The sequence below is a fragment of the Streptomyces sp. NPDC051677 genome (assembly GCF_044453465.1).
Lineage (GTDB): Bacteria > Actinomycetota > Actinomycetes > Streptomycetales > Streptomycetaceae > Streptomyces.
The window spans coordinates 105,343-122,298 of sequence record NZ_JBITCT010000015.1 but is presented as its reverse complement, the minus strand read 5'-3'; the positions used below and the strand labels follow the sequence as shown (position 1 = coordinate 122,298).

Genomic DNA, 16,956 nt, shown 5'->3' with positions numbered 1-16,956 from the left:
TGACCGGATCGGCCGGATCGGCCGGGTGGTCAGCCCAGGCGGCCGGCGCCCGCGCCGCAGTCGACGATCCGCGGGACCGCCCGCGCCGGGTCGACCTTGGTGCGCAGGGTCGGGGTCCAGCCCGCGCCGGACTGCAGGACCTCGCCGGGGATCTCCGCGTTGTGCACGGCGATCAGGTCGGTCAGCTTGCCGTTGACGTAGTTGTCGTCGGCGGTGACCGGAGAGACGTTCCACCGCTTCAGCGCCTTGGCCGCACTGACCCCCTCCGGCAGCGTGAACGCGTTGTGCTGGGCGACGAGTTGGGACTCCTTGCCGATGCCGAAGCTGTAGGCGTAGGAGTCGTTGCCGACGAAGTGGTTGTTGTAGGAGTCCACCTGGCCGAAGCGGACCCGGGGGGCGCGCTCGACCAGATTCGAGAACTGGTTGTGGTGGAAGGTCACCTTGAGGTGGCCCCGGTCGCCGGCGGCGGTGGACTCGCTGTCGCTGTTGCCGATGAGGATCGTCTTGTCGTGCTCGGTGAAGACGTTCCAGGAAGCGGTCACGTAGTCGGAGCCCCGGACGATGTCCAGCTCGCCGTCGTGCTGCTGGTAGAGCATGCCGAAGTAGGTCGGCGCGGCGCTGTCCGGGTGCGTGCCGTCGGTGAACGTGTTGTGGTCCATCCAGACATGGGTGGAGCCGTACACGACGGCGGTGTCGTACTCGGAGTTCCAGTTGCCCTTGGCTCCGTCGGTCGGGTCCCACTGCGGGAAGCAGTCGATGGGCGACTCGAAGGCCAGGTTCCGGATGATCACGTTGTCGACGGCCTTGATCTGGAGGCTGACGCCCTTGAATCCGGCGTTCCTGCCGATGCCGACGATGGTGGTGTTGGCGGGGATGTTCGCCTTGATGGCCTTGTCCTGGTTGGCCTGGGAGGTGCGTCGCAGCCCCTCCGGGCTGTCGTCGGGCTCCGCGCTCAGGTCGGTGTCCAGCCCCCAGGTCTGAGGCGCGTACTTGGCGAGGTAGGCGTCGAAGTCGTACCCGGGTGCGGCGAAGGCGTCGCACCCCTCGGCGACGGCGTCGATGACGCCCTTCACCTTGATGATCTTCGGTGCCGTTCCGCCGGCGGCGAGGGCGGCCTTGAACTCGGCCCAGGTGGTGACGGTGTACACGTGGGCGGCGTCGGCGGCCGACCCACCGGTGGTCCCGGTCCCGTAGGACCCCCAGCCGTCGTTGACGCCCAGGACCTGCCGGCCGAGGTCACGGGAGGCGGAGTGGGACTGAGCCTGGGTCTGGGACTGTGCCTGGGTCTGGGACTGGACCTGGGGCTGGGCGGACGCCGTGCCGGTGACGGACAGCACCAGCGCGGTGCACCCCACCAGAGCAGCTGTGACGCGTCCATGACATGACTGAGTACGCACTGTGCGGGTCTCCTCTGCATGAAAGAGCGGTGCGTGGAGCGAGAGCGGTTACGAAAGCGGCGCGGGCCAGGTGATCCAGGACGTGGGAATCTCGTCGTGCAGCCGGACGACGTCACGCGGCGCGAGCACCCGCGTCCGCAGCAGCTCCCGGGCGACGAGCCGCGCCACGGCGATCGCGCCCGGCGGATTGAAGTGCGTGTTGTCCTGCTCGGTCGCGGTCCAGTTGAAGTACGTCTTCGTCGCCTCGACCCCGAGCCGCTGCCACAGCGCGAGCGAGAGCGCCTGGACGTCGAGCAGCGCCACCCGCTCCGACTCGGCGAGCGCGCGCATGGCGGCCGGGTACTCGCCGTGCGTCGGCACGGCGTTTCCCTCGGCGTCGAACCTGCGGCGCTCGACCGGCGTGGCGAGCACGGGCCGCGCGCCCTTCGCACGGGCGCCGTCGATGTACATCCGCAGGTAGTCCTGGTACGTCGTCCAGGGCTCGGTGTACCGCGTCGGGTCGGTGGTCTTCTCGTCGTTGTGCGCGAACTGGATCAGCAGGAAGTCCCCCGGCCGGATGGCGGCGAGGATGGCGTCGAGCCGGCCTTCGTCGACGAAGCTCTTGGAACTGCGCCCGTTCACGGCATGGTTGGCGACGGGCCGGTCCTTGTGCAGAAAGAACGGAAACGCCATTCCCCACCCGGTCTCGGGAGCGGCGTCGGAGTACTTCTGGGCGGCGGTGGAATCCCCGGCGATGAAGAGCGTGCGGGGCCGAGACGCACCGGCATGGGCGGGAACGGCTCCTGCGAGCCCGAGAGGAAGGGCGGCGAGGGCCGCCGAGGTGACCTGTCTGCGGCTAAGGGACACGAACGTGCACCTTTCAACAGGGGGCATGGATGTGAGGGGGCGCGGGGAACTGCGCGGCCGGCCCCAACCGGCCGGCAGTCCCCCACAAACCGAAACCGCACGAGCTATCCGTGGTTCTTCTTCCAGTCGGCCTGCGCAGCGTTCAGCTGCTTGGCCAACGTGTCCAGAAACTCCTTCGCGCTCATCTTTCCGAGCAGCACCTTCTGGAAGTTCGGCTCGTTGTCCGCCTTGGAAATCGTGTTCCAGTCGGGCAGGTAGTAGGGCAGCTGCACGATCTTCGTGGTGGTCCCGGCCAGCGCCTCGGCGGCGAGCTTCGTCGGCTCCGACGCCTGCACCCAACCGTCCTTCGCCGCCTCGGAGTTGGCGGGCACCTGCCCCGCCGACTCGTTCCACTTGCTGTTCGACTCGTGCGACGCGGCGAACTCGATGAACTTCCAGGCGGCGGTCTTGTTCTTGCTGGACTTGAACAGCCCGAGCCCGTCGACGGGGTTGGACACCTGCACCCGGGTGCCGTCGTCCTGCGTCGGCGCCGGGATGCCCTTGAACTTGCCGGCCAGGGCCTTCTGGTGGTCCTTGCCGGAGCCCAGGTTGTGGCTCAGCATGCCGATGGTGCCGGAGTCCCACTGGGCGACCATCTTGGTGAAGTCGTTGTTGACGTCGGCGGACGGGGTGTCCTTCTTGTACAGGCCGACGTACTTCTCCAGCGCGGCCACGTTCTTCGGGTCGTTGACCGTGGTCTTGTCGCCGTTCCAGAACTCGGTGACACCGCTCTGCCCGTACGTGGCGTCCAGTGCCGGGGCGATGGAGCCCGCGCCGCCTCGGATGGTGTAACCGAACGCGTTCTTGCTCGCGTCGGTGAGCTTGTCGGCCGCCGCGTAGAACTTCGTCCAGGTGGTCGGCGCGTCCAGGGCGGCCTTCTGGAACAGGTCGGTGCGGTACCACAGGGTGCCGTTGTTCGCGGAGGTCGGCACCGAGTACGTCTTGCCGTCGAGGCCCGCCGCCTTCACTCCGTCCAGGAACTTCTGGTTGAGCTTGCCGTTCAGCGAGCTCTTGGAGATCCGGCTGTCCAGCGGTTCGAGGGCGTTCTGCGCGGCGACCTCGGCGAGCATCGCGGTGCCCACGCCGCCGACGTCGGGCAGGCCGCCGCCCTGGATGGCGGTGTCGTACTTGGACTGGACGCTGTCGGCGGGCACCCCGACGTAGTTGACCTTGATGTCCGGGTTGGCCTTCTCGAAGTCGGCGATGATCTCCTTCCAGATGTCGGTACGGACACCGCCGTTGTTGTCCCAGAAGGTGATCTCACCCTTGCCGGAGCCCTCGCCTCCCTTGTCCCCCGCGGCGCCGCTGCCGTCGTCACCACACGCGGTGGCGGTCAGCGCGAGCACGGAGCCCAGGGCGACGGCCAGGGCGGCGCGCCTGCTTCTGCGGATGCTGCTCTTCATATAGTCGGCTCTCTTCTTCTGGATCCCAACGGAGGTATGAAGTTGTGGGGGGTCATGGGGTGGTTCAGTGGGTGGCGCCGGTGCGGTGGGCGTACGGCGCCCAGCCGTCGGGGCCCTTGAGGTAGTCCGCGACGGTGCGGGTTCGCGCGTCGGCGTGTCCCAGCTGCGGCCGATCGATTGAAGTGGCCGCCCCCGGCCCGAAGTTGCGGTACTCGGCGAACCGCGCGTCGCGCCACGAGAACCCGCTCATGTCGGTCCACGGCGACGACTTGATGGCCGCCGGCAGCTCGGTGTCCCGGATCAGCACCTGCGCGACCGCCTCCGGCTCCCCACCCGGATGCCACGGCCGCCCCAGGTGGAAGGAGTCGTCGGGCGCGTCGCTGACGACCTTCGACCGGGTGATCAGGAATCCGTACGGATTGCCCGTCCAGGTCGAAGCGGCCGTCAGGTAACCGTTGTTGGTGTCCGATCCCCGGCTCAGCAGCCGGATCACCGACCGCTCGATGACGGTCGTCGCGCGCCCGTAGACGAAGTCGACGTCGCCCTGGATGTAGGAGTCGCGGACGTACACCCGGCTGACGGTGGTCAGCTTCGGGCTGTCGGTCATGAGCGTGTCCTGGTTGCCCAGGAAGGCGGTGTTCTCGAAGACGATCCGGTCGCCGGTCGTCTTCATGGCGAGCGCCTGCTCGCCGTTCAGCTCGACGGCGGCCTCGTCGAAGTCGTTGCTGAAGGTCAGGTTGCGGGCCGTGACGTCGTTCGCGGCGATCCGGACGGTGGCGCTCCCCGTCGAACCCCCGTACGCCGCAGGCGTGTCGTAGACGATGACGGTGTCCGCGCGGTCGTGTCCAGTGCCCTGCAGCAGGACGTGCGGCTTGGTCGTGGGGACGAAGACCTTCTCGCGGTACGTGCCCGGCGCGACGGCGACGGTGATGTCGTCGGCGTTGCCGTCGGGCACGGCGTCGACGGCGGACTGGACGGTCGGGTAGTCGCCCGGCACGTTCAGCGTGACCGCGGCGCCGATCCGCGCCTGCGGCCCGGAGAAGCGGGTGACCAGCGCGGGAACGGCCGCCGCCGGGTCCAGCCGGTAGGCGTAGAACTCCCGCGGATCGAAGGCGGCGCCCCACTCGTCGGTGCGCCCGCTCGTGTTGCGCAGGATCGACCCGCGCTCGACCAGCTCGGCCGTCGCGTCGGCCTGGTAGGGATGCTGGACGCCGTCGTAGTAACTGTTCTCGATGACCATCTTGGTGTGGCCCCGCGACCAGTTCCCGTACGTCCACACCGGGTCCCCGTCGGCCACCTGTGCCGAGAGGTAGTTGTTGTAGAGGTGGGCGTAGGCGCAGTTGTCCGCCGAGGGGTTGCGCTGTTTCGTGCCCGAGAACCAGTTGTGGTCGATGGTGATCTGGGTGCGGACGTTGGTCGTCCAGCCGATGCCGAACGCCTTGTTGTGGTTGCTGAAACGGTTGTAGGAAACGGTGACGTACTGGCTGTCCTTGCGGATGTCGAGCAGTCCGTCGCCCATGTGCGTGAAGGTGTTGTGGTCGATCCAGACGTGGTCGACGGTGTCCATCTGGATCGCGTCGAAGTCGGTCGTCTTGCCGTCCCAGTCGCCCTCGACGTAGGAGTCCCGGATCGTCAGATTGCGGATGATCACGTTGTGCGTGCCGGGGTTCAGGTGCAGTTCGCCGTGCACGATCTCGCCGGTGTCGCCGACGCCGATGATCGTCTTGTTCGAGGTCACGACGATGTCGGAGCCGAAGGGCTCGACGGCCACCGCGCCCTTGACCCGGATGACGTAGGGCTCCTCGGCGGCGGCGTACTTCGCGAGCTGCGCCTGGTCGGTGACGGTGACGACCTTGCCGCCGGCGCCTCCGGTGGCGCCCCCGGCGAGGGAGGCGAAACCGTGGGCCCGGTCGGTCCAGCGAGCCGCCGAGGACGTCGAAGCCGACGCGGCGGTCGAGGAGGCCGAGGACGTCGAGGCGACGGCTGCCGTCGGCTCGGCGGCGGCCCTCGCCTCGCCGACCGCGCCGAGGCCGAGCGCCGCCACCAGGCCGGCCACGGCCGCCATGACCACCCCGGGTCTCGGCAAGCGCTTGCTAGGGAAGTGCGTCATTGCGTCTCCCAACAGGCGTACAGAACAGGTGAGTTAAAGGGGTCTGATCCGGAACTCGTTGAACGTGGCGGCCCCGGCGTGCCCGGTTCCGACGGGCGCGAGGGCGAAGAGGCCGAGCAGGGCGCCGACCCAGCGCCAGGGGGTGGCGGCGAAGACGGGGCCGGACCAGCGCAGGCCGTCGCCGACGTCGTAGGCGAAACGGCAGCGGGCGCCCGCGCCGATCTCGATCCGCAGTCGGGCCCGCCCGTCGGGGGCGAGCCGTGGGTGGGCGGCGTCGCGTTCCCGATCGGCGACCTGTTCGGCGAACCGGTGCACGAGGTGGACGGCGCCGTCGGCGCCGCGCTGGAGGCCGATCCAGCCGAAGGCGTCGCCGAGGACCGTGAGTCCGGCGCGGGCGCCCGGCTCCTCGCTGTGCAGCCGCAGCTCCACCTCCACGGCCGACGGAACACCGGGCAGTCGTTGGGTGAGGATGTTCGGCAGGGTGCGCAGGTCGTGCGCGTCGGCCGTCCGCATGCAGGTCAGGCGTAGTCCGTCGGCGGAGTGCTGGGTGGCGAAGCCGTCCTGGGGGTTGGCCGTCCACGACCACTGACGGCCGAGACGGCCGCCGGGGAAGTCGTCGTCGGCCGCGGGCGCGGCGGACGGCTGCGCGGGCAGGTCGGGCCGCCGGTGCTCAAGGACCGGGGCGCCCTCGTCGCCGATGACCGGCCAGCCGTCCGCGCCCCAGCGCATCGGCTGGAGGTGGACGACGCGGCCGTACGCGCCGCGCTGCTGGAAGTGCAGGAACCAGTCCTCGCCGGACGGGGTGCGCACCCAGCCGCCCTGGTGGGGGCCGTTGACCTGGGTGTCCTGCTGTTCCAGGACGACGCGCTCCTCGTACGGGCCGAAGAAGTCCCGGGCGCGGAAGGCCCCCTGCCAGCCGGTCTCCACTCCCCCGGCGGGCGCGAGGATCCAGAACCAGCCGTCGTGCCGGTAGAGCTTCGGGCCTTCGAGGGTGAACCAGCCGGGGATGCGGTCCCCGTCGACGATCAGCTTGCCCTCGTCGAGGACGGCGGTCCCCTCGGGGTGCATCCGGTGGCCGGTGAGCCGGTTCTTCACGCCCGCGCGGGACTTCGCCCAGGCGTGGACGAGATACGCCTCGCCGGTCTCGTCCGCCCACAGGGGGCAGGGGTCGATGAGTCCCTTGCCCTCCTTCACCAGGTGCGGGCGGGTCCAAGGGCCCCTGATCTCGGGGGCGTTGACCTGGAAGACGCCCTGGTCGGGGTCGCCCCAGAAGATCCAGAAGCGGTCGTCGTGCCATCTCAACGCCGGTGCCCAGACCCCGCAGTCGTGGCGGGGAGTCCTGAACTCCTCGGCGGGTTCCAGGCGTTCGAGGGCGTGGCCGACCAGGGTCCAGTTGACCAGGTCGCGCGAGTGCAGCAACGGCAGGCCGGGGGCGCGGCCGAAGCTGGAGGCGGTGAGGTAGAAGTCGTCGCCGACGCGCACGACGTCGGGGTCGGACCAGTCGGCGTTCAGGATCGGGTTCGTGTACGTGCCGGGCTGCTCGTGGGTCACTGGCTGACCGCCTTCCGGACCAGCGCCGCCGCCTCGTCCCGGTCCAGGCGGCCGTCGGCGACGACGGTGACGACGCGGCGTACGGCCGTCTCGCCGGGCGGGATCGGCAGCCGCTCGGCCGAGGCCAGCGAGGAGCCGACGCCCGGGTACTCGCCGGTGCGCACGAACCAGGGGTCGCGGCGGGTGGTGTCGGTGGCGCCCGCGAAGACGAGCGTCCAGCCGGCGCCGGCCAGGGCGAGCCAGTCGGCGCGCTCGCCGTGGACCGACGCCTCGCCCTCGGTGTCGGCGGTGAAGACCTGCGGACCCTGCGGAGCCCCGGCCTCTTTCCGGGCGCGCCAGAAGAAGCCGCCGTAGGCCGCGCCGGGGCGGCCGTTCGTCGCCGGGCTGCCGATCGACAGCGGGCCGGACGTGACGTTGGTGAGGGAGAAGGTGAAGTCCAACGCCCAGGCGGTGTCGGTGAGTTCGGTGGCCGCGACCGTACGCCGCTCGCGCAGCAGCTCGGCCCCGGCGGCGATCCAGCGCAGCTCCTCGACGAAGCCGTCGGGGTCGCGCAGCTGGAAGGAGCCGTGGCGCTGGGCGCCGTGGTTGTCGAGCTCGGTCGGGCCCTGACCCTGGACGTAGGTCCGGCCGCCCCAGAAGTTGTGCCCCTCGACGTCGGGTACGGCTACACCGACGCCGAGGTGGTGTGTGTGGTCGGCCGGGCTCAGTTCGGTGACCGTCGTGCCGGCCAGGGTGGTGACGGGGTGCAGGTAGGGGCGCGGGGAGAGCCGGGCGGGCAGTTCGGGCCGGGTGACGTAGCGGCCGACCGGGCGGCCGGCGACGCGCAGGACGACCGGTGCGTCGGGTGCCGGTGCGGTCATCAGGGGCTCACCTCTTTCGGATGCACGGTCGTGAACGCCCAGGGGGCGCCCAGTTCGGAGTAGAGGGCGAGGGTCTCGGCGGCGGCGGCGACGAGACCGTCGACGCCGGGGACGACCCGCCGGTCCTCGTCGGGCAGCAGGCGCCAGGCGTCGTCGGGCAGCTGGACCGGGTCGGGGGCGGTCCGGATCGCCTCGACGACCCGCATGAACGACTCGGTCGCGGCGGGCGGGACGAGCAGTTCGGCCCCGTCGGTGAGGTGGTCGACGAGGTTCTCCAGCAGGTCGGTGCGGCCGTACTCGTACTCCTCGGGGCCGTGGTCGGCGCGCTGGAGCAGGACGCGGTCCTGCTTGTACCAGTACGTGATCCGGCCGCGGCTGCCGTGGACGACGACGTACGGGTCGTCGGGGTCCTCGGCGCACAGCGTGGCCGCGACGACGATGCGACCGCCGTCGGCCGTGGTGACGCGGACGCAGGAGGTGTCGTCGGACTCGATGGCGTTGGCGTGCGCCAGCTCCGTCTCGATGCCGGTGACGTCCTCGGCGCGGGTCGCTCCGGCCAGGGCGAGGGCGGTGGCGACGGCGTGCGCGAGGGGGTTGGTGAGCGCCCCGTCGATCACGTCGACGCCGTTCAGGCGCCGCTTGCCCGCCCAGGCCGCCCGCCGGTAGTACGCCTGCGCGCGCGCCCAGGCCCCGGCTCCGCCGACGCCGGCCACCTCGCCGATCGCACCGTCGGCGATCAGGGTGCGGATCGCCGGCACGGCGTGCGAGCCCAGCGACTGGAAGCCGATCTGGCAGACCACGCCGGCCTCGGCGACCCCGTCGGCCATGCGGCGGAACTCGGCGTAGGACGGCGCGGGCGGCTTCTCCAGCAGCAGGTGCACACCCTTGCGGGCCGCGGTCAGGGCCAGGTCGGTGTGGGTGGGGATGGGGGTGCAGACGACGGCGATCCGGGCGCCGGTGGCGTCCAGCAGGGCCCCGAAGTCGGCGGACTGCTCGGGTGTGCCGAGGCCCTCGGGGATCTCGCCCGGGGTCAGCGGGGTCAGCTCGCAGATGCCCGCCAGTCGGACGATCCCCTTGTCCTGGAGCCGGCGGATGTTGTCCAGGTGCCAGCGGCCGTGGCCGCGCGCGCCCGCGAGGACGATGGGGACGGCGGTGCCTGTGGTGTTCATGGGATCCTCCCTGCGCCCGCGCCGCGTGCCACCTCACGGTCGGCCGCCGCGGCGCTGTCGATCTTTTGGTGCAGGGTAGGCGTCCAGCCGACGTCCGCCGTGAGATCACGCTCGCTGCCGCTGTTGTAGGCGTTGTGGATCGCCAGGAGGTCGACGGGCCACCCGTTGAAGAGGGTGCCGGTCTGGTGCAGCGCGGTGCCGTTCCAGCTCTTCACCAGGTCGGCGGCCTCTACGCGCGAGGGCTTGGCCAAGAGGCAGCCCTGCGCGTAGAACGCCCGCTCGGTCGACACGCCCAGCGATTGACGTCCTCCCCAGCCCTGAGGCTGAAGATTTCGGTCCGTACCGCTACGCGGCATCACCATGGGTTCCTGCTTCACAGGCCCTTGCCGGTCTCCGCGGAGATCGGTCTTACATGGGCCTCCACAGGCGTCACCTTCCGCCCGCCCGGCGGTAGATCCACCAGCGCCGTGGTGAGACAAGCCGATGTCAGCCCCGGGAGCACGCCCCTTGGGGTCGCTAAGGGCGAGATACCCGGCCCGTCCCTCCTGAAGGATGGAATGCCGATCGGACGTTCGAATTTCGCTCGCCGTGACCTGGTCTGCCCAGACATGGGTCGCGCCGGTCAGCCAGATGTTGTCGTACGCCGTCTTCCAGTCGCCGAGGCCGCCGGTGTTGGGCTGCCAGACGGGGAAGCAGTCGTAGGCGTCGCGTAGGTCGAGGTTGCGCAGGATGACGTTGTCGGCGTTCCTGACCTGGAGGCTCGCGCCCTTGAGGACGGCGCCCTTGCCGAGGCCGACGATGGTGGTGTTCGAGCCGACCGGCAGCACGACCCGTTCCGCCTGCCGGGCGGCCGACGCCTGCCGGGCCTCCTCCTGCGGGCCGCTCGGCTTGGCGGAGCCCCAGGTGCGGGGGTCGTAGGCGGTCAGGTACCGCTTCAGGGCGTAGCCGTCGGCAGCGTAGTCGGCGCAGTCCAGGCGGTCGCCGTCCGCGTCGGTGTTGGCGTCGATCGTCCCGGCGACCTTGATGATCTTCGGGGTGTCGCTGCCGCCGTCGAGGGCGCGGACGAGTCCGGCGCGGTCGGTGACGGTGTGGACGTGGGCGTCGTCGGCCGCCGCGCCTCCGGTGGTGCCGGCGCCGTACGCGGCCCAGCCGTCGTCGGCGGCGAGGGTGTCGCGGCTGATGTCGCGGGACTCTGCGTGGGCGGGGACGCAGAGGGTGCCCAACGCCACGGCCGCTACCACTGTCTGACGGAGTCTCACCTGACGCTTCCTCATCCCTTCACCGCCCCCGCGCTGAACCCGGTGATCAGCCACTTCTGGATGAAGGCGAAGACGATCACCACGGGCACGGCGGCGATGATGCCGCCCGCGGCCAGCGCGCCCAGGTCGACGCTGTCCGCGCTCATCAGGGTGTTCAGGCCGACCGGAATCGTCTGCTTGGTCTGGTCGGACAGGAACATCAGGGCGAACAGGAAGTGGTTCCAGGCGTGCACGAAGGCGAAGGAGCCGACGGCGATCAGGCCCGGGCGCAGCAGGGGGAGGACGACGATGCGGAAGGCGGTGAACCGGTTGCAGCCGTCGACCCAGGCGGCCTCCTCCAGGGAGTAGGGCACGTTCCGGATGAAGCCGCTGATCAGGATCATCGACAGCGGCAGCTGGAAGACGGTCTCGGCGATGATCACGCTCGACAGCGAGTTGATCATCTTCAGCTCGGCGAAGATCTGGAAGAGCGGGACCAGGAGCAGCGCGCCCGGCACGAACTGGGTGCACAGCAGGGCGAGCATGAACCCGCGCTTGATCTTGAAGTCGAAGCGGGCCAGGGCGTAGCCGCCGGCCAGGGCGACGCCGGTCGTCAGCAGCAGGGTCGCCACGCCGGTGATCACGCTGTTCTGGAAGTAGATCCCGAAGTCCCGCTCGTTCCACACCTTCTCGAAGTGGTCGAAGGTCATCGGCCAGGGCACGAGCGAGGTCGAGCCGGCCGGGCGGAGCGCGAAGAGCAGGATCCAGTAGAAGGGGACGAGGGTGAAGACCAGGTAGATCCCCAGCGGGACGTAGATCTGCCAGCGGGGCGCCTCGTCCCAGGCGCGCTTCTTCCCAGGCGGTCGTCGGTCGGCTGCGGTGGGCACACGCACGGGGGCGGGTGTGACCTCGGTGGCCTCCTTGGTGATCACTTGTCGCCTCCTCCGAACTTGCTCAGCCGCAGATAGACCATCGAGCAGAAGAGCAGGATCACGAACGCGACCGTGGTGAGGGCGGACGCGTAGCCGAAGTTGTGGGCGTCGACGCTGGTGTTGGCGATGTAGAGCGGGAGGGTGGTGGTCTCCCCCGCCGGGCCGCCGCCGGTGAGCGTGTAGAGCAGGTCGACGTTGTTGAACTCCCACACCGCGCGCAGCAGCGTGGACAGGACGATGGCGTCCTTCAGGTGGGGCAGGGTGATGTGCCAGAACTGCTTGAGCCTGCTGGCCCCGTCGACCTCGGCGGCCTCGTACAGGTCCTTGGAGACGGACTGGAGGTCGGCGAGGATGAGGATCGCGAAGAAGGGGACGCCGCGCCACAGGTCGGCGACGATCGCCGCCGGGAAGACGGTGGAGGTGTCCGACAGCCAGCTGGTGCCGTACTCGCCGATGCCCATGTCCGCGAGGTAACGGGTGATGCCGGTCTGGGAGTTGTAGAGCAGCACCCAGATCGCGGAGGTCAGCACGCCGGAGACGGCCCACGGCGAGAAGACCAGGGCGCGGCCGAGCGAGCGCCCCACGAAGGTCTGGTTGACGATCAGCGCCAGCGCCAGGCCGAACAGCAGTTGTAGTCCGACCTCGACGAAGACCCACTTGGCGCTGAAGGTCAGGGTGTCCCAGAACTGCGGGTCGTCGGTGAAGGCGTGGACGAAGTTGTCGAAGCCCGCGTAGCCGTTCCGCCACGGTTTGGTGGGGTTGTAGTTCTGCAGGCTGTAGTAGAAGACGCTGATGACCGGGTAGGCGATGAAGCCCAGCATCAGCAGGGCCGCCGGCGCGATCAGCAGATACGGCAGTCTGCGCGGCGTGGCGGAGGCACGGCGCCGCCGGGGTGGCGCGGGCGGTTTCGCCACGGCTGCGGCTTGGGCCATGACTGTTCTCCGTTCTCGGTACGTCGGGCGGTGCGTCGGTGCGTCGTGCAGGAAGCGCTTTCTCGTCGGGCGCGGTGCGTCCTCGGCCGCGCTGTGGCAGTGCAGGGCAGTGCTGTGCTGTGCTGCGGTTCAGCCCGCGTACGGGTCCGCGACCTTGCCCGGTCGGGCCAGGAACTCGAAGTCGCAGCCGGTGTCGGCCTGGGTGATCTGTTCGTTGTAGAGCGCTCCGTAACCGCGCTCGTAACGGGTGGGCGGCGGCGTCCAGTCAGCCCGGCGCCGCTCCAACTCCTCGTCGTCCACGTTGAGTCGGAGGGAGCGGGCCTCGACGTCGAGGGTGATCGAGTCGCCCGTGCGCACCAGGGCCAGCGGCCCGCCGACGTACGACTCGGGCGCCACGTGCAGCACGCACGCGCCGTAACTCGTCCCGCTCATCCGGGCGTCGGAGATCCGCACCATGTCCCGCACACCCTGCTTGAGCAGGTGGTCGGGGATGGGCAGCATGCCGTACTCGGGCATGCCCGGGCCGCCCTTGGGGCCGGAGCCCCGCAGCACCAGGACCGTGTCGGCGGTGATGCCCAACTCGGGGTCGTTGATGGTGCGTTGCATGGTCCTGTAGTCGTCGAAGACGACCGCGGGACCGGTGTGCTTGAGCAGGTGCGGCTCGGCGGCGATGTGCTTGATGACGGCGCCGTCCGGGCAGAGGTTGCCGCGCAGCACGGCGACCCCGCCCTCCGCGGCGACCGGGTCGTCCCGGAGCCGGATGACGTCGTCGTGGTGGACCTGGGCGCCGGCGAGCTGCTCGCGCAGAGTGTCGAACGAGACCGTCGGGCGGTCGAGGTGGAGCAGGTCCGGGATCCGGGAGAGGAAGCCGGGCAGGCCGCCCGCGAAGTGGAAGTCCTCCATGAGGTACTTCTGGCCGCCGGGGCGGACGTTGGCGAGGACGGGGACCGTGCGGGCGATCCGGTCGAAGTCGTCGAGGGTGAGCGTGACGCCCGCGCGGCCGGCCATGGCGATGAGGTGGATGACGGCGTTCGTCGAACCGCCGAGGCCGAGGACGGTCGTCACCGCGTCCTCGAACGCCTCGGGGGTGAGGATGTCGGAGAGGACGCGCCCCTTGTGGACCTGTTCCACGATCCTCATGCCGGACGACGCGGCCATCCGATCGTGCCCGGAGTCCACGGCCGGGATGCTCGACGCACCCGGCACCGTCACGCCCAGCGCCTCCGCCGCGGCCGTCAGCGTGGACGCCGTGCCCATCGTCATGCAGTGACCCGGCGAGCGGGCGAGGCCGTTCTCCAGCTCGGCCAGCTCGCAGTCGCCGATCAGGCCGGCCCGCTTGTCGTCCCAGTACTTCCACATGTCGGTGCCCGAGCCGAGGATTTCGTTGCGCCAGTGGCCCGGCAGCATGGGCCCGGCCGGCACGAAGACGGTGGGCAGGTCCACGCTCGCCGCGCCCATGAGCAGCGCCGGGGTCGTCTTGTCGCAGCCGCCCATCAACACGGCGCCGTCGACCGGGTAGGAGCGCAGCAGCTCCTCGGTCTCCATGGCGAGCAGGTTGCGGTAGAGCATCGGGGTCGGCTTCTGGAAGGTCTCGCTGAGCGTGGCGACCGGGAACTCCAGCGGGAAACCGCCCGCCTGCCACACGCCCCGCTTCACGGCCTGGGCGCGGTCGCGCAGGTGGACGTGGCAGGGGTTGATGTCGGACCAGGTGTTGAGGATCGCGATGACCGGCTTGCCGAGGTGCTCCTCGGGGAGATAGCCGAGCTGGCGGGTGCGGGCGCGGTGGCTGAAGGAGCGCAGGCCGTCGGTGCCGTACCACTGGTGGCTTCGGAGTTCCTCCGGACGCTTCACCGGCGGCCGCTCGCTTGCGGCACTGTCGTCCGTGTGGCTGGAGGCATGATCGTCGAAGCGCTTCATATGGACCATCCGGCGGCTATGGCGGCGACCTCGGCGCGCTCGTCCTCGGGCAGCGACCGGCTCGGCGGGCGCACCTCGCGGCGGCACAGGCCAAGGGAGGCAAGGGCCTCCTTGACGACGGTGACGTTGTTGGCGGAGCCGTTGGCGGCGCGCAGCTCCTCGAAGCGCCTGATCTGTTCCCACACCTTCATCGCGGCCGGATAGTCCCCGGATCGAAGCGCTTCGATCATGTTCAGCGAAACGGCCGGGGCGACGTTGACCAGCCCGGACGTGAAGCCGGTGGCGCCCGCGGAGAAGTAGGAGGGGGCGTACGGCTCGGCGAGGCCGGCGACCCAGACGAAGCGTTCCAGGCCGGCGTCGCGCGCGAAGGCGGCGAAGCGGGCGGCGTCCGGGACGGCGTACTTGACGCCGACGACGTTCGGGCAGGCGTCGGCGAGCTCGGCGAGGCGCTCGCCGTGCAGCTGCGTGTTGCGGATGTAGGGGACGACGCCGAGTTCGGGCACCGCCTGCGCGATCTCCCGGTGGTAGTCGATCCAGCCGCTCTGCGAGACGTAGGGGTGGACGGGCTGGTGGACCATCACCATCTGCGCGCCCAGCTCCCGGGCGTGCCGGGCGGAGGCGACGGCGGTGGGGACGTCGTGTCCGACGCCGACGAGGATGACCGAACGGTCTCCCGCCTCCTCGATCGTCAACTCCGTGACCAGGCGGCGCTCCTCGGGGGTGAGGGCGTAGAACTCGCCGGTGTTGCCGTTCGGGGTGAGGGTGGTGATCCCGCCGTCGAGCAGACGGCGCAGCAGGGCCCGGTGGGCGTCCTGGTCGATGGAGCCGTCCTCGGCGAACGGGGTCACCGGGATGGCCACCACGTCGGCCAGGGCCGCACGCTGGGTCTCGAACGCCACGCTGCTCATTCCTGACCTTCCTCTGCCTGGACCCCGTCGAGGGTCCCGTCGTCGGTCTCGGGGAACGCCCGGTGCACGAAGGACGCGATGTGTGCGTGCAGGGCGCGGGCCGCGCCGTCCGCGTCGCCGCCCAGGGCGAGCCGCAGGATCTCGCGGTGCTCGCCGGCCTCCCGCTCCCAGGAGGGCGAGGCGGCCCAGGCGACGGCGGAGACCAGGGCGGCCTGGTCGCGGACCTCGTCGAGCATCCGGCCGAGCAGCGGGTTGCCGCACGGCAGGTAGAGCGCGCGGTGGAACTCCCGGTTGGCCAGGGACCGTTCGGCGGTGTCGGTCGCCTCGTCGGCCCTGGTCAGCGCAGCGCGGGCGGCGTCCAGGGAGGCTCCGCGCCGTACCGCCCGCCGCAGCGCCTCGGGTTCGAGGAGCAGCCGGACGTCGTAGACCTCGCGCGCCATGTCCGCGTCCACCATGCGCACCGTGACGCCCTTGTACTGGCTCATGACGACCAGGCCGGTGCCGGCCAGGGTCTTGAGGGCCTCGCGCACCGGGGTCTTGGACACCCCGAACTGCGCGGCGAGCTCGGTCTCGACCAGGGCCTGACCGGGCGACAGCCGCCCGGTGAGGATGCGGCGTTTGATCTCCTCCAGCACGTACTGCGTGCGGGAGGGGATCGGCGTGGGCACAGAGGTCATGCGCGCCTCTCGGAAGTCGCGTGTCTGATCTCAGATCTCGCGTATCGCGTCTCATATATGACGTACGAAGTACGACGCGTTGAAGGTAGGAGGGCCCCTGTGATTCGTCAATGCTTCTGACAAAGGAAGTGTCAAAAGGGGTGTCGGAGGGGGTGTCAGAAGGGGATGGTCTCGCCCTCGCGTGCGGTGCGGGTGGGGCCGTCGAAGACGACGGCGGCCCGCTCGGTCGCGGCCTTCCGGGTCACAGTGGGCCCGACGTGGGTGATGTACAGCTCCCGCACCCCCGCCTTGCGGGCGGCGTCGCCAGCGTCCTCCGGCGTGAGATGGACCTGCTGCTCGTGTTCGCCTTCGCGATGCCGGTCGAGATCCGCCTCGCACAGGAACAGATCTGCCCCGGAGGCGAGTTCGGTGAGCGCGTCGCACGGTCCGCTGTCCCCCGAGTACGCGAAGACGCTTCCCTGGCACTCGGCGCGCAGCCCGTACGCCTCGGTGTCGTGCGCCATCGCGCGCGAGGTCAGGCGCAGGTTCCAGTGCCGTACGGTGTGCCCGTCGAACAGGGGCCTGAAGTCGAGGACCTCGCTCAGGAACCGTACGTCCGAGCGGCCGAGGAAGCCCGCCAGGCGACGGGCGCAGTCGAGCGGCGCGTACACCGGGATCGGGGCCGGCGGGGTCATCCCGCCGAAGGCGAGCGCGTAGGCGGCGGCGAGGAGATCGGCGCTGTGGTCGGCGTGGAGGTGGGAGATCCAGATCGCCGTGAGCCGGTCGGGATCCGTGTGCCGTCGCAACTCCGCGAACGTCCCGAACCCCGCGTCCACCCAGACCTCGGCCCCCGCCCCGCGCAGCAGATAGCCGGAGCAGGGGCGGCCCGGCCCCGGGTGCGGAGAGGCGGTGCCGAGGACGGTGAGGCTGAGGGGCATACGGGGAGCGTACGTTTCCCGCCTGCCGGGCACGCCCTGATCGGGTCCGTCTACGACATG

General features: G+C 70.3%; 14 protein-coding genes. All 14 read right to left on the bottom strand.

Annotation, left to right across the window (positions count from 1 at the left end; translation table 11 throughout):
• Positions 1-29: 29 nt before the first annotated feature.
• Entirely contained in the window at positions 30-1,397 is a 1,368-nt protein-coding gene (locus ACIBAF_RS19780) for a polysaccharide lyase family 1 protein (RefSeq protein WP_399464496.1), read from the bottom strand.
• A 48-nt stretch (positions 1,398-1,445) separates the two neighbouring features.
• The gene (locus ACIBAF_RS19775) at positions 1,446-2,243 is read right to left on the bottom strand and encodes a rhamnogalacturonan acetylesterase (RefSeq protein ID WP_399464495.1); all 798 of its coding nucleotides are present in this window, start codon (positions 2,241-2,243) and stop codon (positions 1,446-1,448) included.
• Positions 2,244-2,347: 104 nt separating this feature from the next.
• On the bottom strand, positions 2,348-3,685 hold the full coding sequence (locus ACIBAF_RS19770) for an ABC transporter substrate-binding protein (protein WP_399464494.1): 1,338 nt from the start codon (positions 3,683-3,685) through the stop codon (positions 2,348-2,350).
• A gap of 64 nt (positions 3,686-3,749) precedes the next feature.
• Complete coding sequence (locus ACIBAF_RS19765) at positions 3,750-5,795, bottom strand: pectinesterase family protein (protein WP_399464493.1); 2,046 nt, start codon at positions 5,793-5,795, stop codon at positions 3,750-3,752.
• Positions 5,796-5,828: 33 nt separating this feature from the next.
• On the bottom strand, positions 5,829-7,346 hold the full coding sequence (locus ACIBAF_RS19760; RefSeq protein WP_399464492.1) for a family 43 glycosylhydrolase: 1,518 nt from the start codon (positions 7,344-7,346) through the stop codon (positions 5,829-5,831).
• Positions 7,343-8,206 carry a PmoA family protein gene (locus tag ACIBAF_RS19755; protein ID WP_399464491.1) on the bottom strand — a complete coding sequence of 288 codons (864 nt, stop codon included), beginning with the start codon at positions 8,204-8,206 and terminating at the stop codon, positions 7,343-7,345. The genes ACIBAF_RS19760 and ACIBAF_RS19755 overlap by 4 nt, the downstream gene beginning before the upstream one ends.
• Positions 8,206-9,375: a Gfo/Idh/MocA family protein gene (locus ACIBAF_RS19750; protein WP_399464490.1), complete on the bottom strand. Its 1,170-nt coding sequence runs from the start codon at positions 9,373-9,375 to the stop codon at positions 8,206-8,208. The genes ACIBAF_RS19755 and ACIBAF_RS19750 overlap by 1 nt, the downstream gene beginning before the upstream one ends.
• Entirely contained in the window at positions 9,372-10,634 is a 1,263-nt protein-coding gene (locus ACIBAF_RS19745) for a pectate lyase (RefSeq protein WP_399464489.1), read from the bottom strand. Before ACIBAF_RS19745 ends, ACIBAF_RS19750 begins: the two co-directional genes overlap by 4 nt.
• 11 nt (positions 10,635-10,645) lie before the next feature.
• Positions 10,646-11,545, bottom strand: a complete 900-nt coding sequence (locus tag ACIBAF_RS19740; protein WP_399464488.1) for a carbohydrate ABC transporter permease — start codon at positions 11,543-11,545, stop codon at positions 10,646-10,648.
• Positions 11,542-12,477 (bottom strand): carbohydrate ABC transporter permease, encoded by a 936-nt coding sequence (locus tag ACIBAF_RS19735; RefSeq protein ID WP_399464487.1) that lies wholly within the window; start codon positions 12,475-12,477, stop codon positions 11,542-11,544. The genes ACIBAF_RS19740 and ACIBAF_RS19735 overlap by 4 nt, the downstream gene beginning before the upstream one ends.
• Positions 12,478-12,606: 129 nt before the next feature.
• Complete coding sequence (araD, locus tag ACIBAF_RS19730; RefSeq protein WP_399464590.1) at positions 12,607-14,394, bottom strand: L-arabinonate dehydratase; 1,788 nt, start codon at positions 14,392-14,394, stop codon at positions 12,607-12,609.
• Complete coding sequence (locus ACIBAF_RS19725; protein WP_399464486.1) at positions 14,391-15,302, bottom strand: dihydrodipicolinate synthase family protein; 912 nt, start codon at positions 15,300-15,302, stop codon at positions 14,391-14,393. Before ACIBAF_RS19725 ends, araD begins: the two co-directional genes overlap by 4 nt.
• On the bottom strand, positions 15,299-15,979 hold the full coding sequence (locus ACIBAF_RS19720; protein ID WP_399464485.1) for a GntR family transcriptional regulator: 681 nt from the start codon (positions 15,977-15,979) through the stop codon (positions 15,299-15,301). The genes ACIBAF_RS19725 and ACIBAF_RS19720 overlap by 4 nt, the downstream gene beginning before the upstream one ends.
• A gap of 155 nt (positions 15,980-16,134) precedes the next feature.
• Positions 16,135-16,896 carry an MBL fold metallo-hydrolase gene (locus tag ACIBAF_RS19715; RefSeq protein WP_399464484.1) on the bottom strand — a complete coding sequence of 254 codons (762 nt, stop codon included), beginning with the start codon at positions 16,894-16,896 and terminating at the stop codon, positions 16,135-16,137.
• Between the last annotated feature and the right edge of the window lie 60 nt (positions 16,897-16,956).

What these genes read in the sequence shown, in the direction of transcription:
- ACIBAF_RS19770 (WP_399464494.1), bottom strand. Translation starts at nt 3,685, where the DNA reads ATGAAGAGCAGCATCCGCAGAAGCAGGCGCGCCGCCCTGGCCGTCGCC.
- ACIBAF_RS19725 (WP_399464486.1), bottom strand. Translation starts at nt 15,302, where the DNA reads ATGAGCAGCGTGGCGTTCGAGACCCAGCGTGCGGCCCTGGCCGACGTG.
- ACIBAF_RS19735 (WP_399464487.1), bottom strand. Translation starts at nt 12,477, where the DNA reads ATGGCCCAAGCCGCAGCCGTGGCGAAACCGCCCGCGCCACCCCGGCGG.
- ACIBAF_RS19765 (WP_399464493.1), bottom strand. Translation starts at nt 5,795, where the DNA reads ATGACGCACTTCCCTAGCAAGCGCTTGCCGAGACCCGGGGTGGTCATG.
- ACIBAF_RS19720 (WP_399464485.1), bottom strand. Translation starts at nt 15,979, where the DNA reads ATGACCTCTGTGCCCACGCCGATCCCCTCCCGCACGCAGTACGTGCTG.
- ACIBAF_RS19750 (WP_399464490.1), bottom strand. Translation starts at nt 9,375, where the DNA reads ATGAACACCACAGGCACCGCCGTCCCCATCGTCCTCGCGGGCGCGCGC.
- araD (WP_399464590.1), bottom strand. Translation starts at nt 14,394, where the DNA reads ATGAAGCGCTTCGACGATCATGCCTCCAGCCACACGGACGACAGTGCC.
- ACIBAF_RS19715 (WP_399464484.1), bottom strand. Translation starts at nt 16,896, where the DNA reads ATGCCCCTCAGCCTCACCGTCCTCGGCACCGCCTCTCCGCACCCGGGG.
- ACIBAF_RS19755 (WP_399464491.1), bottom strand. Translation starts at nt 8,206, where the DNA reads ATGACCGCACCGGCACCCGACGCACCGGTCGTCCTGCGCGTCGCCGGC.